This is a genomic window from Micromonospora sp. SL4-19 (genome assembly GCF_047921475.1).
In the GTDB taxonomy this organism is placed as follows: Bacteria; Actinomycetota; Actinomycetes; order Mycobacteriales; family Micromonosporaceae; genus Micromonospora.
Window position 1 is genome coordinate 21,284 of the sequence record NZ_JBLROB010000025.1, and the last position, 23,719, is coordinate 45,002.

General features: G+C 70.1%; 20 protein-coding genes and 2 pseudogenes. 5 read left to right on the forward strand and 17 right to left on the reverse strand.

Going from position 1 to position 23,719, the window contains the following annotated elements; all coding sequences use genetic code 11:
* Positions 1-100: 100 nt before the first annotated feature.
* Positions 101-616, forward strand: a complete 516-nt coding sequence (locus ACNAVT_RS24050; protein ID WP_416299485.1) for a hypothetical protein — start codon at positions 101-103, stop codon at positions 614-616.
* A gap of 2 nt (positions 617-618) precedes the next feature.
* Here the strand turns inward: ACNAVT_RS24050 and ACNAVT_RS24055 are convergent.
* Positions 619-699 (reverse strand): annotated as a pseudogene (locus ACNAVT_RS24055) (hypothetical protein); the annotation flags it as partial.
* Between the two features lie 95 nt (positions 700-794).
* A complete protein-coding gene (locus ACNAVT_RS24060) occupies positions 795-1,292 on the reverse strand; it encodes a GNAT family N-acetyltransferase (RefSeq protein WP_416299421.1) in 498 nt (165 codons plus the stop codon).
* 683 nt (positions 1,293-1,975) lie between these two features.
* Here ACNAVT_RS24060 and ACNAVT_RS24065 point away from each other — a divergent pair.
* Positions 1,976-4,159 (forward strand): penicillin acylase family protein, encoded by a 2,184-nt coding sequence (locus tag ACNAVT_RS24065; RefSeq protein ID WP_416299422.1) that lies wholly within the window; start codon positions 1,976-1,978, stop codon positions 4,157-4,159.
* A gap of 286 nt (positions 4,160-4,445) precedes the next feature.
* Here ACNAVT_RS24065 and ACNAVT_RS24070 read toward each other — a convergent pair whose 3' ends face one another.
* Positions 4,446-4,859: a VOC family protein gene (locus ACNAVT_RS24070; protein WP_416299423.1), complete on the reverse strand. Its 414-nt coding sequence runs from the start codon at positions 4,857-4,859 to the stop codon at positions 4,446-4,448.
* Positions 4,860-5,099: 240 nt separating this feature from the next.
* On the opposite strand from ACNAVT_RS24070, the gene ACNAVT_RS24075 reads away from it, so the two are divergent.
* Both ACNAVT_RS24075 and ACNAVT_RS24080 read left to right on the forward strand, forming a co-directional pair.
* Positions 5,100-5,822: a VOC family protein gene (locus ACNAVT_RS24075; RefSeq protein ID WP_416299484.1), complete on the forward strand. Its 723-nt coding sequence runs from the start codon at positions 5,100-5,102 to the stop codon at positions 5,820-5,822.
* Between the two features lie 189 nt (positions 5,823-6,011).
* Positions 6,012-6,455 carry an OsmC family protein gene (locus ACNAVT_RS24080; RefSeq protein WP_416299424.1) on the forward strand — a complete coding sequence of 148 codons (444 nt, stop codon included), beginning with the start codon at positions 6,012-6,014 and terminating at the stop codon, positions 6,453-6,455.
* A 25-nt stretch (positions 6,456-6,480) separates the two neighbouring features.
* Here the strand turns inward: ACNAVT_RS24080 and ACNAVT_RS24085 are convergent.
* Together ACNAVT_RS24085 and ACNAVT_RS24090 are read right to left on the reverse strand one after the other, a co-directional pair.
* Positions 6,481-6,761 (reverse strand): annotated as a pseudogene (locus ACNAVT_RS24085) (VOC family protein); the annotation flags it as partial.
* Between the two features lie 579 nt (positions 6,762-7,340).
* Positions 7,341-7,475 carry a hypothetical protein gene (locus ACNAVT_RS24090; RefSeq protein ID WP_416299425.1) on the reverse strand — a complete coding sequence of 45 codons (135 nt, stop codon included), beginning with the start codon at positions 7,473-7,475 and terminating at the stop codon, positions 7,341-7,343.
* A 545-nt stretch (positions 7,476-8,020) separates the two neighbouring features.
* Here ACNAVT_RS24090 and ACNAVT_RS24095 point away from each other — a divergent pair.
* Positions 8,021-8,224 carry a DUF397 domain-containing protein gene (locus tag ACNAVT_RS24095; protein ID WP_416299426.1) on the forward strand — a complete coding sequence of 68 codons (204 nt, stop codon included), beginning with the start codon at positions 8,021-8,023 and terminating at the stop codon, positions 8,222-8,224.
* Between the two features lie 102 nt (positions 8,225-8,326).
* Here the strand turns inward: ACNAVT_RS24095 and ACNAVT_RS24100 are convergent, their stop codons facing one another.
* From ACNAVT_RS24100 to ACNAVT_RS24155, 12 genes are all read right to left on the reverse strand, one after another.
* Positions 8,327-9,142 carry an SAM-dependent methyltransferase gene (locus ACNAVT_RS24100; RefSeq protein WP_416299427.1) on the reverse strand — a complete coding sequence of 272 codons (816 nt, stop codon included), beginning with the start codon at positions 9,140-9,142 and terminating at the stop codon, positions 8,327-8,329.
* Between the two features lie 73 nt (positions 9,143-9,215).
* Complete coding sequence (locus tag ACNAVT_RS24105; protein ID WP_416299428.1) at positions 9,216-9,989, reverse strand: helix-turn-helix domain-containing protein; 774 nt, start codon at positions 9,987-9,989, stop codon at positions 9,216-9,218.
* Between the two features lie 266 nt (positions 9,990-10,255).
* Complete coding sequence (locus tag ACNAVT_RS24110; RefSeq protein ID WP_416299429.1) at positions 10,256-12,769, reverse strand: DUF6519 domain-containing protein; 2,514 nt, start codon at positions 12,767-12,769, stop codon at positions 10,256-10,258.
* Positions 12,766-15,255: a hypothetical protein gene (locus ACNAVT_RS24115; RefSeq protein WP_416299430.1), complete on the reverse strand. Its 2,490-nt coding sequence runs from the start codon at positions 15,253-15,255 to the stop codon at positions 12,766-12,768. The genes ACNAVT_RS24110 and ACNAVT_RS24115 overlap by 4 nt, the downstream gene beginning before the upstream one ends.
* On the reverse strand, positions 15,252-17,882 hold the full coding sequence (locus ACNAVT_RS24120) for a baseplate J/gp47 family protein (RefSeq protein WP_416299431.1): 2,631 nt from the start codon (positions 17,880-17,882) through the stop codon (positions 15,252-15,254). Before ACNAVT_RS24120 ends, ACNAVT_RS24115 begins: the two co-directional genes overlap by 4 nt.
* Complete coding sequence (locus ACNAVT_RS24125; RefSeq protein WP_416299432.1) at positions 17,879-20,395, reverse strand: putative baseplate assembly protein; 2,517 nt, start codon at positions 20,393-20,395, stop codon at positions 17,879-17,881. Before ACNAVT_RS24125 ends, ACNAVT_RS24120 begins: the two co-directional genes overlap by 4 nt.
* Positions 20,392-20,712: a GPW/gp25 family protein gene (locus ACNAVT_RS24130; protein WP_416299433.1), complete on the reverse strand. Its 321-nt coding sequence runs from the start codon at positions 20,710-20,712 to the stop codon at positions 20,392-20,394. The genes ACNAVT_RS24125 and ACNAVT_RS24130 overlap by 4 nt, the downstream gene beginning before the upstream one ends.
* 50 nt (positions 20,713-20,762) lie before the next feature.
* On the reverse strand, positions 20,763-21,098 hold the full coding sequence (locus tag ACNAVT_RS24135) for a hypothetical protein (RefSeq protein WP_416299434.1): 336 nt from the start codon (positions 21,096-21,098) through the stop codon (positions 20,763-20,765).
* 17 nt (positions 21,099-21,115) lie between these two features.
* Positions 21,116-21,631, reverse strand: coding sequence for a phage baseplate assembly protein V (locus ACNAVT_RS24140; protein ID WP_393431276.1), 516 nt, complete (start codon positions 21,629-21,631; stop codon positions 21,116-21,118).
* Positions 21,628-22,746, reverse strand: a complete 1,119-nt coding sequence (locus ACNAVT_RS24145; protein ID WP_416299435.1) for a hypothetical protein — start codon at positions 22,744-22,746, stop codon at positions 21,628-21,630. Before ACNAVT_RS24145 ends, ACNAVT_RS24140 begins: the two co-directional genes overlap by 4 nt.
* A complete protein-coding gene (locus ACNAVT_RS24150) occupies positions 22,733-23,056 on the reverse strand; it encodes a hypothetical protein (protein ID WP_416299436.1) in 324 nt (107 codons plus the stop codon). Before ACNAVT_RS24150 ends, ACNAVT_RS24145 begins: the two co-directional genes overlap by 14 nt.
* A complete protein-coding gene (locus tag ACNAVT_RS24155) occupies positions 23,053-23,709 on the reverse strand; it encodes a hypothetical protein (RefSeq protein WP_416299437.1) in 657 nt (218 codons plus the stop codon). The genes ACNAVT_RS24150 and ACNAVT_RS24155 overlap by 4 nt, the downstream gene beginning before the upstream one ends.
* Positions 23,710-23,719: the final 10 nt, after the last annotated feature.

The following is a 23,719-nucleotide window of genomic DNA, read 5'->3' on the forward strand; positions in this document are numbered from 1 at the left end:
CTACATCTTCGGGGCCGATCGATCGCCAAGCGCTCCAACTGCGCCGACGGTCCGGCGGGCCGCTGAATCCCCTAACTGGATGTGGATGAGAATCACGCCCGTGAGCGACTTCTACGTCTCCCTGATCCCGACTGACGTCAACTGGCAGTCAACCAGGGCCGCGGCCGCCGAGGCGGAGGCGTACGTCCGGCGAGTGTTTCCCGACCCGGACGGCGTCCAGCAGGACGCGACGGTCGAGTTCGACGACCGGATCACCGTGGTCGACGCGGGCGAGAACATCCAGCAGATCACGTGCCCGCGCTGCGACCACGACATCCCGCTCGACTGGTACGGGGCACTGCTACCTACCTGCACCGCAGCGACATCCCGGGAGTTCGAGATCTACCAGGTAGACGGTCAGCTTGGTGACGTGCCGTCAGCCCGCCATTGTGGGGTTGAGGGCGGTGCCGATGTTCCGACAGACCTGGCGGAGCCGAGCACTCGTGCCCTCGTCGGCCCGGGGCGCAGCAGGTGGCGCGTCGTTACGTCCTACTCATCCGGTTCCCCGGCTACAAGCAGGTCGAACAGACGCCGGTCGCCGTCGAGCTTCAGGGAGTCCACCGTAATACGGCCGTAAAAGGCCAGGACCAGTTCACTGGCCGTGCCTCGGACGGAGGCGTCGGCCGCGTCCGGGTCCTCGCCGACAGCGATGGCGGACATTGTGCCGGGTGTGGGCAGGCGGGAGGCGTCTCTTGCACGATCAGCCCGAGGACGACACGTTCCTTGAACACTGAGCTCTCATGGCAGTCGGCGGGTCACGAGGCGTGCGGCAGCGCGAGCCAGTCCTGCCAGGCGATGTCGCGGCCCAGATAACGGGGCTGCCGGAAAGGCCAGTCGGCGGCGATCCATCGCGGCACCAGCGCGTCGAGCGCACGCTCCACCCCGCCGCCTACGAGGTCGTCCACCACCCACCAGGAGACCTCTCCGTCCGCGCCGGTGCGCTCGGGTGGATCGATGTAGACGCAGCCGAAGATCGTCGTCTCCTCCTCGTCCAGCAACGCGTAGTTGAACGACTGGTGCGCGGCTATCTCCTTCTCGTGCCGCAGCAGGTCGATGCGGTTCTCCTCATAGGTCATCGTCTCCTTGGGCCAGGCCCAGGCCGGGCCGAAGATCTCCCACAAGCGCTCTCGGGAGCCCATCACGGCGGGATAGTCGCGCGCGGCGTCCGCCTCCCGAATCGGCCGCAGGTGGAGCGCGGTGTTGGGCACGGGCACGTAGACGGGGTGGACGAAGTCCTCAGGCAGCCAACTCATAGGGGCCGAGGCTACAACCGCTCGGCGCGGGGTGACGCAGGCGGCTGGACCCAGCGATCCAGGGCGGGGACATATCACCAGCCGCCGAGGTTCTGTCCCGCCGGTCACCCGTGCGGGTGCGCCGAAGATGTCGATGAGTAGGTCCGGCTGGGGTGTGGAGTCGAGGTAGACCTGTCCGCCGGCGTCGTTCGGGACAGGCACGGTGTGATGGATGTCGATTATCACGAGCATGTCTCACAGTCAAATATTTGCTTGCCTCTATTGATGTCCGGCGAGAGCGAGTGGTATTCATTTTCAGAGAATGTCGATCACCAAGCGGTCCGGGAGACGTCGATGATCATTGCGCGTTCCTTGGCCGCACGGCGGCAATCCAGCCACCGGCCAGCCGCCCGACTGTCGCTGCGTCCAGCCGCCCTGACATGCGAGCGGATGGCATCAAGTCACGCTTTTCCAATAGAGGAAACGGGAGTCCGGAATCGGCGACCCGTAACCGTATCAATGGGTCGGAATATGGCGCCACGGATCCAGCAATGCGACGTGGCAGTCGCAACGCGGAGATGGATTTCCTCCGCGGCTCGTATCGGCCCTCGAAAGCGTCATCGAACGGTGGTGGGAAGCCTCACCCCGGCAGATGTCGCGTAAACCGGGCACGATCCCTTGCCCGGAGGAAGGTGGACCGACGGATGAACCACGCACAGAACAAAGGGCTGAGCCGGCGCCGCATCCTGGGCGGAGCAGCCGGACTGGCCGCTGGAGCCGCCGCAGCCGCGGCGGGGATGCCATCCGGTGCACTCGCCGCTCCCCAACAGACTCCGCCCGACCATGCCCGCTGGAACCAGCAAGCGGCGCACGTGACGATCACCCGCGATGAGTGGGGGATCGCGCATGTGGTGGGCAAAACCGATGCCCACGCGGTGTTCGGGATGATCTACGCCCAGGCCGAGGACGACTTCAACCGCATCGAACGCAACTATCTGGTCAGCCTCGGCCGCCTCGCCGAGGCCGAGGGCGAGACTGCGATCTGGCAGGACCTGCGCCAGCGCCTGTTCATCGACCCGGAGGTGCTGAAGAACCTCTACGCGAGTAGCCCGGCCTGGCTGCGCAAGCTGATGGACGCATGGGCAGACGGGCTGAACTACTATCTCGCGACGCACCCCGAGGTGCGCCCGCGCGTGATCACACGGTTCGATCCCTGGATGGCGCTGAGCTTCAGCGAAGGCAGCATCGGTGGCGACATCGAGCGAGTGTCGCTCACCCAGCTCAGGGCCTTCTACGACAACAACGCGGTGGCGATGATGACCGAGGCGGAGGCCGAAGTGCCGTTCCGCGAGCCCTCGGGCTCGAACGGCATCGCGATCGCTCCGAGCCACACGCAAAACGGCAGGGCGCTGCTGCTGATCAACCCGCACACCAGCTACTATTTCCGCTCGGAACTGCATATGACCAGCGGCGAAGGACTCAACGCCTATGGCGCCAGCACCTGGGGGCAGTTCTTCATCTACCAGGGCTTCAACGAGAACGTGGGCTGGATGCACACCTCGGCCGCCGTCGACAACGTCGACGAGTTCACCGAGACCATCGTGACCGGGGCGAACGGCAGCCTCTCCTACCAGTACGGCGACGAGCAGCGGCCGGTGACGACGAAGACGATCACGCTGTCCTACCGCACGGCCGACGCGGGACAGGCCCAGCGCAGCTTCACCACGTACGCCACGCATCACGGCCCAATCGTGCGCCAGGTGTCCGGCAAGTGGATCGCCTTCGCGCTGATGAACAAGCCCGTCGAGGCGCTGCAGCAAAGCTTCCTGCGCACCAAGGCGCGGGACTATGCGGACTACATCGAGGTGGCGAGCCTCAAGGCCAACAGCTCGAACAACACGTTGTTCGCGGACTCGAAGGGCAACATGGCCTTCCTGTTGCCGCAGTTCATGCCGATCCGTGACAACCGCTTCGACTATCGCCAGCCCGTCGACGGCAGCGACCCGGCGACCGACTGGCAAGGGCTGCACAGCCTCGAGAGCATGCCACAGGCAGTGAACCCGCAGAACGGCTGGGCATTCAATACAAACAACTGGCCCTGGACCTGCGCGGGCGCGGACAGCCCCAACGCCGCCGACTATCCCCGCTACTTCAACACCGGCAGCGAGAACGAGCGCGGGCGGCATGTCATCCAGTTGATGACCGCGCGGAACGACTTCACCCCGCAGGCGCTGCGCGATGTTGCCTACGACACTTACCTCGGCGCCTTCGCCGACCTCCTACCGCAGCTCGTCGCAGCATGGGACAAACTGCCTGAGGGCAACCAGCAGAAGGTGAGACTCACCGCCCCAATCAGCCTGCTACGCGGCTGGGACTATCGCTGGAGCGCGGACTCGACCGCGACCTCGCTCGCCATATTCTGGGCTGCGGGGTCACGCGCCACTGATGCACAGCGACTCGCCTCGCTCGACGCAGCGGTGGACAGGCTGAACAACGATTTCGGCAGCTGGCAAGTGCCCTGGGGCGAGATCAACCGCTTCCAGCGCAACGACGGCGAGATCGTCCAGACCTTCGACGATGCGAAGCCGAGCATCCCGGTGCCTTTCACGTCCGGGACATGGGGTTCCCTCGCCACGTACCCGGGGGCACGCCAGCCGGGAACGAAGCGCTTCTACGCCAGCAGCGGCAACACCTTCGTAGCGGTCGTCGAGTTTGGGCCAAGGCTGCGCGCCTGGGCGGTACGGGAGGGCGGCAACAGCGGGCATCCCGACTCGCCGCACTTCACCGACCAAGCCGAGCGTCACGCGAGCGGCAACCTCCGGCCCGTCTACTTCTACCCCGACGACCTCAAGGGCCACATCGAGCGGCGCTACAAGCCAGGCAAGTGAGCAAGCACCAAAAGCGCACTCCTCGGCGAGGCGCTACTCAAACCTCAAGACGGTGACAGCCGCCCTTCTTGTTCGATAGCTCATCGAGGCCAGGCGCGTCGGACCAGTCAGCTGGTCCGGCGCGCCTCGGCGGTGGCCGAGCCCCGGGCCTTCCCTGCACATATGCCCGCGGTGCCGCCGCCGATCACCAAGTAGAAGGGGCCCGGGGGGAGAGAGGGAGCAGCACCCAGCAGCCGTAGTCGCCGGCGGCCATACGCCGGGCCGCGGTGGTCGGTCGGGTGGTGCGTTAGTCGTCGCGCTTGGGCCAGATGAGGCCCCGATCGGTCCAAATGACACCCTTGTTGCGGCAGAGGCAGAAGGGGTGGCCAATGGGGTCGGCGTAGACGCGGAAGCCGTAGCCGTCGGGGCCGATGCAGTCCCGCTGCAGGGTCGCGCCGAGGGCCAGGACGCGGCGCTGTTCGGCATCGATGTCGTCGACTTCGAAGTCGAGGTGGAACTGCTTGGGGTGCTCGCTGTCGGGCCACTGCGGGGCGCGGTAGTCCTCCACCTGGATGAAGGCCAGTTCGATCTCGCCGAACTGGATACCGGCCCAGTTCTCGTTACTGCCCTCCTTGACCGGGAGCCCCGTCACCCCAGAGTAGAAGGCTGCCAGCTTCATCGTGTCCGGGCAATCGATGATGAAGTCGGTTAGTCGTAGCATCCCGCGATCTTGCCACAAGATCAAATGAGCCCGACTTTGAGACAGGCCCTAGCGCCCACCGCGCCTTCTTTCGAGCTTCCGTGAGCCAATCAGCGGATGGCTGATGGCGCGCGCTGCTGGCCGCTCACTGTCTGCCGTCGAAACTCGGCTGCGGAGGACGCCGACTCGCCCCTAGGCTTCGGCCCGAGAGCTGACGAGTGCCGACGGCGGCCAGTCAACGGACCGGAGGTGGGCGGGGAGATGACTTGTCAACTGTTCGCGGTCTGCTTTGATGCGAGCCAACCGTTGCCTCTCGGGCGGTTCTGGTCCGGGCTCCTGGGTTGGGAGATGGCCGACGATCCGCGCGACGGCGTCGTGCTCCTGCCCGGTGATGGCACCGGGTTCCGGATCCGTTTTGTTCAGGCCCAGGAGCAGAAGGTCGGCCAGAACCGGATGCACTTCGACCTGACGAGCACATCGCTGGAGGACCAGCAGCGGACGGTGGCCAGGGCGCTGGGACTCGGTGGACAGCACATCGACGTCGGTCAACGCCCAGAGGAGGGTCATGTGGTGCTCGCCGACCCCGAAGGCAACGAGTTCTGCGTTATCGAGCCGGGCAACAAGTTCCTTGCCGACTGCGGGTTCGTCGGAGCGCTGGCCTGCGACGGGTCACAGGAAGTCGGGTACTTCTGGAGCGAAGCGCTGGGGTGGCCGTTGGTCTGGGATCAGAACCAGGAGACCGCGATCCAATCGCCGCACGGCGGTCCGAAGATCACGTGGGGTGGCCCGCCGCTGATGCCGAAGGCCGGCAGGAACCGGGTGCATTTCGACCTCGCTCCACCTGGCCACGGTGATCGGCAGGCAGAGGTCGACGGTTTGCTCTCCCTCGGGGCGACTCGAATCGACACCGGCCAGGAAGAGGTCGGCTGGGTGGCGATGGCCGATCCCGACGGCAACGAGTTCTGTGTTTTGGCGCCCCGATAGCGCGGCCAGGGACCCGGCGGGCGGTAGCCTCTCAGGTCGCGATCACGCTCGGCTGAAACCCAGGTGGGCGGCCCACAGCGCGGGCGCGGCACTTCTGGTCGGCTCTGTTCCGACCTGACATGAGGATGAGTCGAGCCACCGGCCAGGCCGGTGGCTCGATGCCCAGAAGGCCTGGGTAGGTTCCCTGTCATGAGTGAGGACACCTTCCGCTCGATGGAGATCGAGCGCACCAGCGTCGGGCAGTACGTCGTGCGGAACGTCCGCGGCGGATCGATGTCGATGGGTGCGGGCCAGGATGCCAGCTTCACGCCGGTGGAACTCCTGCTGGCTGCCATCGGCGGCTGCACCGCGATCGACGTGGACCACATCACCAGCCGCTGCGCCGAGCCGGCTCAGTTCTCCGTCGAAGTCTCTGGGGACAAGATCCGGGACGAGGCCGGAGGAAACCGGATGCAGAACCTCCGTGTCGCGTTCACCGTGACGTTCCCGGTGGGCGCGGACGGCGACAAGGCGCGCGAGGCGCTGCCCCGGTCGCTGCAGCAGTCGCACGACCGGCTCTGCACCGTCTCCCGGACCGTCGAACTCGGCACTCCCGTCTCGATCGTCGAGGCTGCCGGTTCCACCGGGGACTGAGGCCTCCGGGCCTCACCCGGCCGTGCAGGCCATCCTCGTCGGACACCGCGTCGAGATCAGTGGTTGGTACGGCGAGCACGAAGCCGAGTCCAGGCGGCCCGAGTCGGGCCTGACGCTCGCGCTCGGCGTTGTGATAGCCGTGGCGGGATAAATCGGACAAGATTAGCCAGGTGTGCCCGAAGGCCAGGTGGCGCAGGTGTGCCTGTTCGGGCTGGGGAAGGTGCCGGAAGCCGAGTCGTAGGTAGAGACCAAAAGATCTGTCGAGATCGCGTACCCGCAACCCACCTTGAGCTGTTTGACCGGCATCCCGGCCATGGTACCGACCACGAATGCTGACCGGGCCCACATGGTGGAAGGTTCGCCGCACCATGCCGGCCAAGGGACCGTCTACTCAAGGGTTGACAACCCTGGTTGTCGAACTGATTCTAGGGTGAGAGGCCATTGACGAGGGAGCCCATGATGTGGGAGCTGACGTCGGACGAGCGGCAGGAACTACGGCGGGAACTGAGTGCTGTCGCCGCCGATTGGGCGCGGCGGCTGGACGCGCCTGACATGGATGCCCAGCGCAACGCAGACCACGAGCGGAGCCACCCGGACGGGATGCGGACTCACCTGGCCCGCATGGCGGCGGGGGAGCAGATGCGTCGGCTTCTCGCCGACCTGGTATCCGCCAGCGCAGAGGAAGCGGCGATGTGCGGGGCCGGCTATCCCGAGCTTGGTGCAGCGGTAGGCGCCAGCCGGCAAGCGGCGCGCAAGCGTTGGCCTAACCTGTCGATCCCGAGAAGGCACGCCAACGAGTGGAAGCAACCGCCCGGGGGTATCGGGTGGGCTGGCAGCCATCTGGGGTACCCGGGACCACCCGGGACCTGAGCAGTCTTCGGCGAGTTAGCCGATGTTGCCGGCGGGGGTGCGGGTTGCGAGAGCTGACGCGGGCCGATCGGGGTCGGCGAGCGCCGCCTTGTCGAGGTAGGGGTCGTCGTCGTGGCGGGGGCGGAGGCTGTTGGGGGTTACGGTGTCCACTCCGGTGCCCAGGGTCTCCGCCGGGCGGAATCGCACTGTCGCCGCGGACTCTGTGGAGTGCAGGACGATGCCGGGCCGCCATGAACCGGCGCATCGCACCCAAACACGGTCCCCCGGGCAGACTCCGTCTGCCGGAGTCACGGCGGCCAGCGTTTGGTGGTTCGGGTTTGGTGGCGCCGCGGACATCATCCTCACCCCTCCGCTGTGGCGGGTCGGCTCGCTCATCTGTTGCTGATGTTGGGCTTCCACGAGCATGCCAGCGCAATGAGGTCCATGCAAGATTTCACGCAGACAAGGCATCACCGAGACATCGTGCACGGTGGCGGTTTTCAGTTACCCTTCGTGCGGCTCGCTTCCTGGCGAGCGCGCGCGTCTAGGGTGCAAGGAGCGAGGGACGGCCGATGACCTGGGAAAACGGGCTCTCTGAGTCCTCACCCTTTCCTGGCGACGACTACAGCACGTGACTGCACGGTCTGCAATCGCATAGGGGAGAGGCCCAGGATTTACAGATCGGTCGGCGCACGCCGTCCATGGAGGAGCAACTGATGCCTGACAACATCGGGTGGATCATGTCCAGCAGGTCGACTGGCAACGGGGGCAGTTGTGTTCAGGCTCGCCACCACGACGGCCTGATCGAGGTCCGTAACAGCAAAAACCCGTCCGCCGGTGTCGTGCGGTTCACCGCGGAGGAGTGGGACTCGTTTCTCTACGGCGCCAAGCGAGGAGAGTTCGACCAGCTCCTGGGCTAGGACGGCACGCAGGACTGCTAGTCGGGCGCCCGACCCGACGACAACCAAGATGTGGCCCGCCGGCACACCGCCGGCGGGCCCACGTCTGCTTGACGCGCTCGACTAGAGGGCTCGTCCCACGGCTGCCAGGCCGGAACTGCGCTCGGGGGCGTCGATGAAGTGCTGGGGGTCGTCGGGGGCGGGCCGCCACAGCGGTAGCCACACCAGGCCCGGCTCGACAAGCTCGAGGCCGGTGAAGAACCGTTCGAACTGCGACCGACTACGCAGGCCGAGTGGAGTCGCGGTCTTCTGCCGATAGGTGTCATGGGCGACGTCAAGGTCGTCCTGGTCGTGATCCACGTTGTCGGCCGTAGCGTGCGAGGCAACGACGTAGCTTCCCGGCGCGAGCGCCGCACGCAACTGCCCCACCGCTTCGTACGCGGCCTCGTCATCGGGTACGAAGTGCAGGACCGCGGCCAACAGCAGCCCGATCGGCTGATCGAAGTCGAGCAGCTCCTTGACCTGCGGGTGCGAGAGGATCGCCTGAGGTTCGAGGAGGTCGCCCATGATGGCCGTGGCGAGCTCGTTGCCCTCGAGAAGCTCCAGGCTCTCCGCCACCGCCACCGGGTCGATGTCCACATAGACCACCCGGGCACCGGGCGCGACCTGCTGGACGATCTCGTGGACGTTGCCCTCGGTGGGGATGCCCGAGCCGATATCGAGGAACTGACGCACCCCGGACGCGGCCAGGTAGCGCACGGCACGCCGCAAGAACGCCCGGTTGGTCCGGGCGAGTTCCGGCACCCCCGGAAACACTCGCAGCATCGCCTCGGCAGCTTCGCGGTCTGCCGGGAAGTTGTGTGTGCCGCCGAGGTAGTAGTCGTAGATCCTGGCCGCGGTCGCCGACTTTGCATCGCCGCCGTTGCTCGTACCAGCCATGCCACCCCTTCGGTGAGTAGTCGTACAGGCTCTACGGAATTGAGCAGACCGAGCAGATCGTACCGGCAGGCATCTATCGGTGTTCTTCCAGTGGGACGGCGAGATCGTGGATCAATTGGAATATTCGCCGGTACTCGTCCACCTCGTGCTGCTCGTCAACATAGAGCGCTCCAACGTGCGACTCCAGGTAGACCGTGTCCGGGTCGTCCGGGTCGTCGAAGTCCAGGATGCGGAACGCGCCGGCCATCGCCGCATGCGCACCGACCGAGAACGGCAGCACCCTGATATCCACGGCGTCATGCTTCGCGATGTCCCGTAAGTGCTCAAGTTGCGCGTCGAAGACCGCCTTGCCGCCGACCGGTCGGGCCAACACATTCTCGCCGAGGACGAACGCCAACCGCGGCGCCGGCTCACGCGCGAACAGCGCCTTCTGTCGCTGCATCCGCAGCTTGACATGCCGCTGCGCGGTCTCCTCGTCGGCCGCCTGCTCGGCCGCGAACACCGCCAGCGCGTACTGCTCGGTCTGCAACTCGCCGGGAAGGATTTCGCTGTAGTAGGTGCACATCTGGGAGGCGCTGGCCTCGAGGCCGACGTAGAGCTTGAACCAGTCAGGGATCACGGGGTTGGAGTCCCACCACTCCTCCTGCGAGGTGCCCACCGCCAGCTCGGCCAGCGCGTCGGTGACGCTCTGGTCGACGCCGTACAGCCAGCACAGCGCCCGCACGTTCGCCGCCGTCACCGGGACCTTGCCCGTCTCGATCCGGTGCAGCGTCGGCTCCGAAATGCCGAGCCTCGCCTCGGCCACCTCGCGCCGGGTCTTGGCGTTGGCCAGCCGGAGCCGGGTCAACCGCCTGCCGAGGGTGCGACGTACCACCCGCTGGCCCCTGACCGGCATGCCCCACCTCCTGCCCGCCGCGCCATCCACAAGAGACGGCCGGCACGTCACCGCCCACGCGCGCCCCGGACACCCCGTCACCGTTGCGGATCGTACGCCTGCCGAAGCACCTTACTCACCGCGTCTTGTCGGTGACCATAGGCCGATCCGGCATCGACGATCACGGCGTCGGCGTTCCCGTCGCCCGCCTCGCACCACAAGCGCGGAGCTCTCCGAGCTCATCGCTCCCGGATCGTCAGGTAGAAGAACAGGTCGAGATCTGCGGCGCGTTGCGGATCACGGTCGGCGCGCAGCAGCTCGCGACCGGTCGCTGCCTCCGCGATGCCGAGGTGCTCGGCGTTCAGGTAGACGCGGTCCCGACTCTTTGTCTTCATGCTCCAGACGTGACCGGAGCGGACGCGCAGGCGACACAACACCCGGGGATACTCGTCGTCGAACTCCCAGCCCATCTCCTGCAATTCGCCGAGGTAGAGGTGGGCGGCGTATCCGCAGCGATGGTTGGGAATCGTCTCCAGGAACTCTCTCGCCTGCCGGCTCGGGCGCCAGATCAGACCCGCCTCGTACGTCTCGTCGCGCTTGGAGTTGACTGCCACCGTCCCGTCGAGGCGCATCCGTCGGAATCCGAACGGGCCGGTGATCCGGGGCCGGCCTTCGGGCCACCGCGACGCCTTCGCCCAGTAGAACCGGTCGAAGTCCGTTGTCGGGTACGGCAGGTCGAGCTCGACCTCGACGATCGGGTCCTGCTCCTGCGGCCTCATCTCGATCTCCGGACCGGTCACACCGATGCCTATCCCGTCGGTGAACGCGTCGTGAGGCACGTCGAGCCCGTTGAGGATGAACTCGTCGCGGACGAGGTCGATTCTTGACTTCCCGTCTCTGATCAGACGGATCGACGTGATCTCAAGCGTCTCAGGCTCCGCCGATCCGCCGAGGTTGAGGCACAGTCGGTCGAGCGCTTCCTGGACGGTGGCCGCCCCTGCCAGGACCTTGCAGGCTCCGGGCTCGTAGCTCGTCGTGGCGGCGGTGCGGAACGACGCCGTGAACACGACAGCCTCGCCCTCAGCGGTGCCGGAGGCCGAGATGAGTTCGGCCTGCACCTGATGGACCACCGACGCGTGCCCGGCGTCGATCTCCCAGTCCACCTCGCACAGCCCGTTCGCACCGGTGACGGCAGAGTGGGCCTTATTGGCATCCAACTCCTGCCCGTCGATGCGGCACTTGGGGTTGGCCGGATTGGCTGCCGGCACGCTCCAGCGCACCGTGGCCCCCTTGACCGGCGTCTTCCCCCGCATCACCGCGACCCGCAGCCGGGCGGGCAGCGGCACGAACCCGCCGCCCGCCGGCACGGCAACGGCCTGGCCGTCGCCGCCCCGGTACAGCAGCGTTCGGTCGGTCAGCGTGGCGAGCCGGATCCGGCAGTCCTCCGCCTTGGGTGCGGACCCGGTGAGCACGGAGAGAGGTGCGTAGCGGGTCACGGGTCCGTGGGGCGTCTCGCGACTGCCGGTCGGCCAGTCCACCGTGCCGTCGGCGCGGGCCGCGAAGGTCCAGTAGTCGCCGCGACGGAAGACGGCATCCGTGGCGTTGCCGGAGCCGAGTTGCACGCCGAGCCCGTCCCCGAGGTCGATGACCGGCGAGAGCTCCGATCCGGTTGTCACCACGGTTGCGACGCCGTCGCCGTTCGCAAAGGCGTCCCAGAGGCGAAGGAACCAGCCGTCCTCCTCACTGGCCTTCTTCAACAGGGCGGTGTCCGCGGACTCGAGCGTGACGATCGTGTCCGTGGCCCGGGCGACGCGGAAGAGCCGCTCAGTCGCGTGGGCGTCGCGCGGGTCGACATCGTCGTGCACGGAGACGACCTCGGCGTACGCTCCCGGCGCGAACCAGTTCAGCGGATCCAGGGAAGGCGGCTCGACCTCGACGTCAGCGCCGTTGACCCCCTTGATCCGGGCCATGACCGAGGCGTTACGCCGGGACATTTTGATCTTCAGGCCCTTGAGCTGGTACCGGGGTCCGTCAGCGGTGGGGAAGTCCGAGCGGGCGGTGCCGCCGTGGACCTCGATGCGGTAGAGGAGGTTCTCCGCGCGGGAGTACCCGCCGGTGGGAGCCAGCGAGCACGGGTTGGTGGCCGGCGCGGAACTGCTCGGGATGACCTCGAGCAGCCCCGTCGACGGGGCGACCAGTTGTTTCCAGCCGGGGGCTGCGGAGACCGATGCGCAGTCCGGGGCTTTGCTCCACGCGCCCCCGGGAGCGAACGGAAAGACCTGCCAGTCGACGAGTGCCCGGCCGGAGGCCTGCGCGTCGCCCAAGGCCGGGTCGGCGAACGCGGGCTCCTCGACCGGGTCGACGTGCCGCACGAGGGCCTTGAGCGCGAGCAGGACGGGAGTCGGCGGGCTGCTGTCGTCCCGCGGGTGCGGCTGGGTCGCGAGGGTGCATCCGGCGAGGACGTTCTCCACGAGCCAGCCGGCCAGGTAGCCGTGGCCCGTGCCGATCCCGCACGCGCTGGGGTTTGCCGCGGGCGTCACCTCGAAACCGGTCGACCCGGCGGGTACGACGAGCCGGCCGGCGCTGCCGAAGGTGTCGTCGGCGCCCGTCTCGACCCGGTCGAGCAGGTGCCCGGCCTGCTGGTCGATGTCGGCCTCCAACAGGACCTGCCCCTGCCGGGCGACGACCGAGCGCGGGCGCCGCTGGTCCGCCGGCCGCAGCGTCTGGCGGGTTGCGTCGTTGCGAATCGTCATGGCAGGTTCCTCCGGGCTGCGACGGCTGCGGACCGGGTGTCGTCGATGACACCGGCCTCGAGGGCGACGGGCAGGAAGTCGTCGAGGAGCGAGACGAGGTTGGCCGTGGCGATACCGAACGCGGCCCGGGCGAAGGCGCCCATCTCGCATTCGCCCTCGCCGCCCGTCCGGATGGCGTCCGGGCACAGCGGGTGCAGCATCGCCAGCGCCGGCTCGTCGGCGGTAACGTCCATCAGCACGGGCTGGACGGACAGCCGGAGGCTCGCCGCCTCGTCCGGCGTCAACGGGGCGCCCTTGGCCGCCGCGGTGTCCGCCAGAGTGAGGGCGGGCTGGCAGCGGAACGCACGCGGGGTGGCAGAACCGGCGGGGACGAAGCTGTAGCGTACGCAGCCGGTCTGTCGGCGGGTCACGGTGACGGCCGCGGTGAAGATCGTGTTTGTGGCGCTGAGCGCGCGCATGGCGGACGGGCCCAGCACGGTCACGTTGCACAGCGCGCAGTCGAGGCCCGGCGCGGCGATGGTGTCCCCTCCCGCGCCGTCGGCGGTGACCACGCTGTCGCGGATGTCGAGCTCCCCGCTCACCTGGGTGGTGGCCGTGCCGAGCCGGATCGGGCCGCAGATCGAACTGTCGACGGAGATCCGCACGGGGGGCAGGGAGCCGGTGGCGGTCAGCGCGGTTCTGCCCGGCGATCGCAGCGTCACGTACCGCAGGTCCACCGCGCTCACCGAGCCGACCGCCAGCTTCAGTCCCTGCGTGAGCTCGAGTCCGTCGAGCACGAGACGTCCCGCCTGCGCGGTGGCCGGGCCCGAGCCGCGCGTCACGCGCAGCGGTGCGTCCACCGTGAACCGTCTTTCGCGTCGGATGATGAAGCCCCGCAGCGCGGCGTCGGCCGGTACGCCGGGCACCGGCTTCGGTGCGCGCCACTCGGCGGCGACGAGGTGGATCTCCGACTCGGCTGGCAGGGTGACGCCCATCGTGCTGGCTCCCCCCGGTGCGCCCTCCAGGTCGCAGCGCCCCAGCAGCACGAAACTCCGCCGCTTCGCCCCTTGGACTGCCGCCTCGGCGAGTGCGGCCGCCAGGCTGGGCACCGTACGGCTCCCCGTCTCCGCCGAGCCGGCGGCCTGCCGCGTCGGGTCGACGACCCAGACGAGGTCGGTCATTCCACCCGCGTCCCGGATCTCGAACGGCTGGTCCGGGTCCCCGCGGTCCTGGGCTCCCGCGCCGATGGCACGGCCGAGACCGGTGCCGTACGCCACCCGCACCTCCGCGACGTCGCTGGCCCCGGAGCCCGGCTCGGCGACCATGAGTCGTCCCGTCACCGGGTCGACCGCGCACGCGATGGGGTGCTTCCCCTTACCCGGCACCGGGGCGGCCGGTCCCGGGCCGAACCAGGCGTATTCCAGCTCTGCCGCCGGCCTGGCACCCGATGCCGGCGGCGGCGTCTCGAGATTGGCGATGAGGACCTGTGCGGGCGGCACGCGGGTGAAGGCCGTCTCGGTGGCGCGTCGGAGGTACACGGTGAACGGTTGCCCGCGTTCGTCGAACCACGGGCGGCCAGGCAACCGCGCCGGCCTTTCCTCGAGGCTGGCGCGGCGCAGTTCGTCGGTCTCGCGGTGCAGAGGCAGCCGCTGCAGCCGGTCCGCGAGGTCGCGGGCCTGGAGCCGCCCGCCCGCCGCGTCGGTGCGCCGGTCGGGGCTGAACAGCCGCAGCGCGGCCCCCGGCTGTGCCGCGAGCTGGAAGTAGCCCGGGTGGGCAGTGCCGGCGACGACCCAGGGCCGGGCCACGGGCACCCCGGAGACATCCTGGGGCGGGAGCATCTGCGACGACGGCCTCCGGTCGGGGGCCGGGAAGTGCGGTACGACGGGGCGCACGAGGTGGATGCCGACAGCCGTGATGCCGTGGCGTCCGGTGGTTCGTCCCGGACGCGCGCGGCTGATCGGGCGTATGTCGAGCAGGCGCGGCAGGGTGTCGAACGCGCTGCCGGCCCGCGACATGGTGCCGCCGTCGACCAGGGTGGCGGTGCCCGGACGGTCGGGGCGGACGTCGATGAGGTGGTTGAGCCGGGACAAGCGCTGGAAGTACTCCACGACGACGGCGCCGAGACCGCTCACGTCCGCGGCCAGTGCCTCGAGCACTCGGGCGGTGCCTTTGCCTCGGCGATAGCGCACGGTGTTCGCGATGTAGGCCCGCTGGCCGAGGGGGGAGTCCGGCAGGGGCCGTAGCGGAGCGGCGCCGACGAGGGACGCGATCGCCGGCAGGGCGGACTCGCCGGCCGTCTCCACGAAGAGGGCGTCGTAGAACGCGTCCGTCTCCGCGTCGATCTCCGCGCTGGGGAGCGCCAGCACGCCGAACAGTGCCCGCAGCGCTCCGCCGGAGGACATGTCCACCTGGCGCACGTGCGCGGGCAGGAGCCGGTACAGCGCGTCGGCGACGGCCTCCACCCGGGCGGCCGGAGGGGCGGCGCCGGAGGCGCTCTGATTCGTCATGGCGTCAGCTCCTTGAACGTGATCGCCTCCGCGGACACCGAGAGCAGCCTGGCCGGCTCGAGTACCCCCTCGGTGAGGCGCGGACCAGGGCAGGGCAACCGGCCCTCGGCGTCCTCTGTGGCCTCCTCGTCGGCGCCCTTGGCCGAGAACATGGTGAGCAGCGCCGCGACCACGCCGGGCACCTTCTGCACCGTGGCCAGGACCTGCGAGCGGTGCACGGCCTCGCCGAAGCGACGGGCGGCCCGGCCGAAGTCGCGTTCCACGGCCGTCCTGACCGCGGCCTCCACGGTGCCGCGCCGGAACGCGGGATCGGTCGCCAGGGAGATCTGCAGCGACATCGGCAGGTCGACGAATCCCGCGATCCGCACGTGGGTGCCGGGTGGTGCGGCCGCGAGGATCGCGTCGCGGAGGCCCTTCACCAGGTCCGACCCCGGCTGCGGCGGGCTCAGGGTGGTCGTGGCGATCGTCAGGCAGATGATGCGGCGCATGCCGGAGCGCAGTTGTACCGCGGCGGCCTTGCCGACCCCGCAGTACCCCTCGGCGAAGGCTTCGTAATCCGTCAGCGAAACAGCGCGGTCCAGGCTCCGGATCGCCTTGGGCGCGGCGGTGCGGATCTCGTCGAGGGTCTCGGGGTCCCGGCCACCCTCGGCCCGCGCGGCGTTGGTGACCGACCGTACGCCGAGAACCGGCGTCATCAACTGGGTGAGCCGCCCGTCCGCCACGTTTCCGGCCGAGCCGCCACCAGTGCGGTACAGCGCGACGACGTTGCCCGTCCCGCTGGGCAGACGGCCGGCGAACTGCACGTCCGAGCCGCCGTCCCCCCGGGCCAGGACCCGGAAGCGTCGACTGTCGGGCCCCTCGCCGAAGAGGCTGTCGGTGCGCTCGTACGTCCGGTCGTTGACCCGCACCTCGATCGCCGGCGCGTACCCCGTCGGGCCGGTCGCCGGGACGTGCGCCAACGGCTTCTGCTTCAGCACGAAGTGCGGCAGCGGCGTCGCCGGATTGCCCGAGCCGAGCGTCTCCGCTCCCATCGCCGGCGTCTCGCCCTGGGTGGCGGCGACCGAGTTGCCGAGGATGGTGAGCGTGGCGGAGCGCCATCGCCCCGCCAGCGGGGCGTCGAAGACGAGGAGCGTGGCGGGTCCGGCTGATCCTTTCCCGGTCACCGTCGTCGCTGACGCGATCGTGGCGGCCTCGACGACCGTCGTCGTGTCGTCGGCGTCACGGCCGGTGACAACGACGCGGCGGCCCGGCGGCAGGGGGGCGATGCCCTCGACGTAGAGCCGGTCCGGTTGGTTCGCCGGTGGGAGGTCCGGGTGCTGGGGGGCCGCCTGCGGGCTGGTGTCGGTGAGCGGGAGGACCGGGTCGGCGGGCGGGACGACGAGGGTCGCCCGGGCGGTCTCCAGGTGGATCACCGTTTGGCGGACGAGTTTGTTGAGGCTGTCCGCGGTGTCCTTGTCGATCTCGATGCCGACCAGCGTGCACGGGGCTGACAGCCCGAAGTCGGAGCGGGAGGTCTCGACGGCGGAGGCGATCCGGCCGATGGTGGGCCCGGGCGTGCCGCCGCTGGTCTCGAGGACGACGGCCCGACCGGGCGCGGCCTCGGGATGCACGGCGTCGAGGTGCACCGGCCACGGCTTCTTGTCCGTCGGTCCCAGGACGAGGTCCTTCCATTCGATCGGCAGGCCGTCTCCAGTTGGTTGCTCGCCGGGCTTCGGGTCGGGGAGTTTCTGGCCGCGCGCCTGGCGCACGGATTCGGGCATGAACGTGATGTCGGGCGCCATCGCGCCAAACGCCCGGGCCCGCGCGCCGAGCAGGATCACGGTGCCCTGCGCCGCGGGGGTCGTCCGGTTGGCGGGGGCGGTGATCTCGCGCTGGCCGGCGAGTCCGAGGACGGTAGGCGGTGGCGCCGCCGGGTCGATCGCGGCGGAGCCGTTGACGGCGGTGACCCGGGCCAGGAGCCAGGTGACCTTCCCTGGGCTCTCGCCAGCCCACACGAGAACCCGGTCGCCGACGCGGGCGTTGAGGTCCCCGCCGTGCACGGTGATCTCGGCAGTCGAGGTGGTGATCTTGGTCGGGGCCGGCGCGCGCAGCGGCCGGATCTCGTTCCACGCCGTACGCGCCTCGATGTCGGCGTCGGTCTCGAACGTCTGCGGCTTCTCCCCCTGGTCGGGGATCGAGGCGACCTTCGTGCCCTTCGGGATCGTGACCGTCGACGGGGCGCCCGGGAGATCGTCGAGGGTGAACGACAGCACCGTTGACGCCGAGATCGCCGGGCGCGGCTCGTGCCCGAGCAGCCCCGTCAGCGAGGTGAGCGCGGCGCGGTCCTCGGTGGCGGTGAGGGTGCCGTCGGCGTACAGGCGGTGCAGCGTCCAGCCGAGCACGTGGGCGGTGCCTGCGGCTGCGGAGAGCAGCGCGATGGCCGGGTCGTCCGTGGCTCGCGTGCCCAGTCCGGCCAGGGGACGGGAGCCGAAGGCCTCGGCCCGCGTGATGCGGTCGAGCATCCGCCCGAGGATCGCGGAGTGCCGGAAGCGGGGCGGATCGCCGGGCACCCGACCGGCCGCGGCCGGGTCGGGGCAGCCGCAGGACCCGGCGTCCCCGCACCGGCACCGGGTGTCGTCGCCGCTCATCGTCCCCCCCTCATCGTGATCCTGAGCCGGCCCCGTTCGGGCAGGTTCGGGTCGTCTCGCAGCTCGAGGACCTCGGTCGCGGCGGGCCGGATGACGCCCAGGGCGATCTCGTCCTGGGCCGTGCGACCGAAGAGTTGGAACACCACCGGCGTCACGCTCTGCACCCCGGGCACGGCCATGACGGCGGCGAGCAGTGCCGAGAGGTACAGCGGTGTGCCGAAGGTGAACCGGTCGGGATGGAAGAAGCCGGGCGTGCTGCCAGAACCGAAGGGCGACAGGGCGGCGCGGATCCGCCGGCCGACGTCGCTGCGGATCTCGGCGGGCGCGGCACAGATGGCCAGTTCGACGTCGAGGGGCACCGCCCGGGCGGGCCGCACGGCCACGTCGAAGCCGGCCAGGCGGTACCGCTCCAGGTGGGCGAGGAGGCCGTGGCGGAACGCCTCGTCGACGGCCGCGCCGCCCTGCCGGTCCAGGTGGATCACCACGGTCTGCCACGAGCCCGTCCAGTGGGGCACGGCCACGGCGTTGGCCACCCCGGGGAAGCGCAGCGCGGCCGCCTCGTAGTCCTTCGCCGTCACCGCTCGCTCCTGCACGCGGAACGCCTGCGGGGCGGCCACCCGGACGGCCGCGATCCCCTCCGGCTCCGCGCCGCCTGCGGCGGCCAGCGGGTTGGTGACCGCGCCGATCCGGATCTGGCGATAGGTGTCGGCCACCACGACGTGGCCCAGGGCGCCGAGCCCCAGGTTGCCCACCGTGCCCGACCCGAACCGGCCGCTCACACCCAGCGTCGCCCCTGTCGCGGGGGGCAGGCCGTGGACGCCGTCGCCGAAGCGGAGGGTCTGCGATCCCGTACCGTCCGACTCGACGACGAAGTCCCGGGCGAAGCGCCCGCTCGCCAGCAGGTCCGGGCACACCCCCCAGGTCGCGAACGCGTCCAGCAGGGTCACGGCGGGCAGGCAGGCGGCCGGGTCGACCGCGGCCAGCCGACCCGCCGGCAGCGGCGGGCGGTCGGCGGGACCGTGCTCGGCGACGCGCGCCAGCCGGCCGCCGGTCAGCCGCGGTCGCCACGCGACCCCCTCCTCGGGGGCGGGCGGATCCAGCCGGGGTGCCAGCCTGGCCGTGGTGGCGGGCGGCAGGCCCAGGTGAGCCGCCGGCGGAAGAGTAGCGCCATGATCTGCCAGCACGACGTTGCCCTGGGCAGCGGCGCAGACCACCCGCCGTGCCGGACCGGCGGGCGCCGGCACCAGGGCCGAGACGACGAGGTCGAACGGCAGGGCGTCCGCGGCGTCCCACTCGACGTCGACCAGGGCGAGCCCCGGGGCCAGCACGTCCCTCACCGTTGTCACGCGGGTCAGGCGTACGACGTGGCGCCGGGCCGGGTCCGCGTCGGCGGCCTCACCGGTGTCCGGCGCGGCGACCTCGGCCAGCAGCAGCAGGTCCCCGACGGCCAGCCCCCCTGGGCCGCCCGAGCTGCCGTCGACCAGGGTGATCGCGGTGGCCCCCGCGGCGAGGGCGCACTCCTCGTCGCCCCAGGTGTGCACGGCGATCGACGACTGCCACTGCCATAGTGGGCGGTCGGCCATCGTCTCGAAGACCACCGGTCCGACCGGCGCGGCCGAGAGCAGGGTCTCGTACTCCGCCGGCGACACGACCGTGGGCAGACCCTCCGAGCGGGGCAGGATCGGGGTGCCGGCCGGGAGGGCGAAGCCGTCGGGGAACGCGCCGTCGGAGGTGAAGGCGAACGCGACGTACGCCCGTGCGCTCGCCCCCTCGCCCGGCCGGTAGTCCACGAGCCGCGCGTGCCGCACCACCGACGTACGGCTGCGGGCCGTGTCGAGGAACGACTCGGTCCCCACCCAGTCGAGCCGGTAGCTCTGCTGGTCGGCTCGGTACGCCAGAGCCTCCACGATCGTCGTCGTCAGGTCGACCGGGTCGTCGGACGCGAAGCCGGGCACCAGCGCCGACAACCGGTCCAGCATCAGTCGGCGGAAGCCCTCCCAGTCGCGGGTGCGGTAGTCGAACACAAGTTCCGGCGGGGGAGTCTCGGGAATGCCGCGGCAGCCGGGGGCGCAGTCTCCGTCGGACCCGCAGTCGACCTTGAACGAGAAGTCCACGGCGGACAGCCGCGGGTCGAGGAAGTCCGGCGGGGCGTCGGAGCCGGGGCCGGACACGATCGCCAGGCGGTAGGTGGAGAAGTCGGTGGGCTGGCCGCCCGGCACGGTGACCCGGTACGTCGAGACGCTGGCCCCACCCGGGATCTCCTGCACCGATGGGGCCACGGCCGGCGCGGGGAAGCGGACGCCTCCGGTGATGCGGATGTTGCTCCCGTCCAGCGCCGCCGCGGGCAGGGGCAGCGGCTTGACCAGCACGATGTCGATCTCGGTCGGGTCGGAAACCAGGGCGCCCTGCCTGACTTCGAGGTAGTCGATGCCGGAGCAATCCGGGGGGGCATCGGGCCCGGCGAGCTTGGCCCGGCGCCGCTCGTCGCAGCAGGCGTAGCGTGCCCCGGTCATGTCAGGTCCCGGCGCACGCGCAGTTCGCCGGCCGTGCGGTCGGCGCGGGTCTCGTACGTGATCGCGACCTCGATGGCCGCGTCCGCCTCCAGTACCGTCACGGTGAGGTCGAGCAGGGTCAGCACATCGCCCAGCCACTGCTGGACCGCCGCCTGCAGGGCCGCCTCGAGCGCGACGGCCGTCGGCCCGCCCGCCGGGCCGAAGACCATCTGCCGCACGGGGCTGCCGAGTTCCGGGCGCATCACCCGCTCGCCGGGCACGGTGAAGATCAGCAGTTCGAGCATGTGGCGCACGTGGGCGTCGCTGCCGAACGTCACGGTGCCGGATCGTCCCAGCCCGGTGGGACCGAAGGGGAAGGCGAGTCTGCTCATGTGGCGACCACCCTCGTCTGGCTGGCAGCGACGATCGGCGGGCCGGCGGGAATCTGGTCGGCGGAGAAGCACAACGCGACCGACGGGTTGACGAGCACCGGCTGCCCCGACGCCGTCACCCGGGCCGCCCCGGCGAGCCAACGCGTGGTCAGGCACGGCTGCGGCTTGGGCACGGGGACCGTGAACGGGCAGCCCGCAACGAGGCCCTGGTCGGTGAGCACCGCGACGGGCATGCCCGACACGGTCACCCGCGGACTCGCGGCGACGATGTTCAGCGGCGCGCCGTGCGGGCAGGTGCAGGTGGCGCCGGTGTGCAGGAGGGGTCCAGGCATCGTGTCTCCCCGCAGCTTCAGGTGACGACCAGCGCGCCGCCGTTGATGATGACCGAGGGCCCGGCCATGACGATCGAGGCGCCTTGGCCGTTGGTGATGCTGATCCCGGCCGCGCCGATGGTGATCATCGCGCCGGTCGGGGTGAGCACCTGGACCTGCTTCGCCGGCAGGTCCGACAGGGTGACCGACACCCCCGTGCTGGTCTGGAGGTGGATGTTGGGCGTCGCCGGCGTCGCGCCCGCCATCGCCAACGCGGGGAACCCGGCCGGGTCGGGCCAGAACGCGCCGGTCCAGATCGGATAGTCCGGGTCCCCGGCCTCGAACTCGATCCAGACCATGCTGCCCACCTGCGGCAGCGCCACCACGCCGGCCATGCCCTTGGCGGCGAAGGGCACCGCGGGCAGTGCCCAGGTGGACGGGAACATGCCGTACCGGTCTCCCAGCTGCACCTGGATGCGGCCCTGCAGGAGCGGGTCGGTGTTGTTGAGGACCGTGGCCCGGTACTTGCCGAAGAACTGTGGCCCCGACGTCACGGCGTCACCTCCGGAACGTTCGACACGAGACCGTCCCGTGCCAGTTGGAACGACTGCTTCCAGCTGCCCCGCCCCAGCGTGTGAGTCACCGAGCGGACGAACCACAACCCGTCGTGCGCCGGACCCGCGCCGCGCACGCCGATCAGCGACCGGGCGCCGATCGGCTGGCCGTAGCGGGTGAGGTCCATCGTGCCGGTGCCGGTGACCGGGTCGGCGGCGCCGCGTCCGGCCAGCAGGGCCATCAGCACCTCGGGCGGCTTCATCCGCTCCGTTTCGAGCAGTTTCCCTCTGGTCGGCACCAGCGGCCGGGCCCCGAGCGGGGGCTTGAGCAGGCCGATGTCGGGCACCGGTATCGGCACGGAGAACCCGGTGACCTTCACGTGCGCGTACGGCAGGATCATTGCGGAGCCGTCGGCGGAGAAGCTCATGCTCTCGATGTTCGAGGCATGGTCCAGGTCGATGCTCAGCGCGGGCTGTACGGCGCCGACGCGTACCTGCGGTCCCCAGTAGGCGGTGTTGGCGCCCGGCAGCGGGCCGGGGGTCACGTAGAACTCGTAGCCGGCGTCCTTGGCGAGCTTGGTGGCGTACTCGAAGTCTGTGCCCTGCTGCTGTGGGATTTTCTCGACGGGGGAGTCGACCGCCTGGAAGGGGGCGGGGATGGTCAGGGGGACGACGCCGAACGGCGCGTACTTCGCCATCATCAGCGCCACCCGCGCGAAGGGCGGCATCGCCGGGAACGGGAATCCGGTGAAGTCGACGGCGTCCATGTACCCGGAGACGTCCTCGCCGGTGAGGACCAGGCGGTTTTCGCCCGGCCGCCCGGTGGCCGTCACGTCCTGGCGCTTGATCGGACCGTCGGCCAGCACCGCCGGCACGCCGCGCAGCGTCGCCACCAGCACGACGCGGATCATCGGGTCGAAGAACCCGGTGGGCAGCAGGGTGGTCGCGATGGGGGAGGTCTTCGAGTACGTCAGGCTCAGCTGGAAGCCGGAGCGCGAGCCGACCGCATGGGTCACGGTGGCACCGTCGATCGCGTCGATGACGGCCGCCGGCGCGGGGACGACGGCGACCGGGCCCATGAGGACCGACAGGGTGACCGAGCTAAGCGTGGCCATTGTCGGCGATCTCCAGGGGAAGCGGGATCATGACGAGCCGGCCCTCGGTGCCGGTGAGGTCGGCCGGGTCGGCCTCGCCGCTGGCGTCGACGATGCGCCACCACAGCGTCGGGTCGCCGTAGGAGTCGTGCGCCAGCGTGTCCGGTCGTTCCGCGCCGGTGAGGCGGTGGTGCTCCAGCGGGACATGGCGCGCCGGCGCGGGCAGGATCCGTCGGGCCAGATAGCTCTCCACCGTGCCGTCGGGCAGGGTGCGGGTGACCACCGGGACGTGGTGGTACCGGCTGTTGGCGGGAAAGGGGTTGGCGGTCACGGCGCACCTGCCAGCCCCAGCGCCTGCACGCCGGCTGCGCGCCGGGCCGCGAGGGTCTCCCGACGGCGGGCGGCGGTGAGGAAGAGCCCGGCTCCCTTCGACCCGAACGGCAGGTCGTCGGTGGACAGTGCTCGCATGCCCACGCTGACCCGGGCGAGGATCGGATTCAGTCGGGTGTCGAACGCCTCCTCCGTCACGGAGAACTCGGTGATCCGCACCGGGACCGTCCGGTTGGGCCCGAGGACGAGGATCAGCAGCGGGGACGGCAGGGGGAGGATCTCGAGCGTGCCCTGCCGGGCGAGCATCTCGGCTGCCTCGATGTCCGCCACCGGCGGCACGATCATCGTCTCCAGCTCGGCGAGGTCCGCGGCGATACCTTCCGCCACCGTCGTCGGGTTCTGACCGGGCTTCTCCAGGCGGTCGGTGGCGTCGAGGACGAGCTCGATCTTCAACGTCTCCACGGGCGGGCCCACCAGTCGCAGCGCCTCCAGGCGGTCGCCGGCCTCCGCCGTCGCGCCGCGGGGGGCCAGGGTGCGGGTGAGCGTCTCCGGGTTGTACTGGAACGGGATCGTCCGCACGACCGCGCGGCCGTCAGCGTCCATGACGACGAAGCCGCCGCGCAGCGTCCGGGGTGTCCCGGGGAACGTGGTCATCTGATCTCCC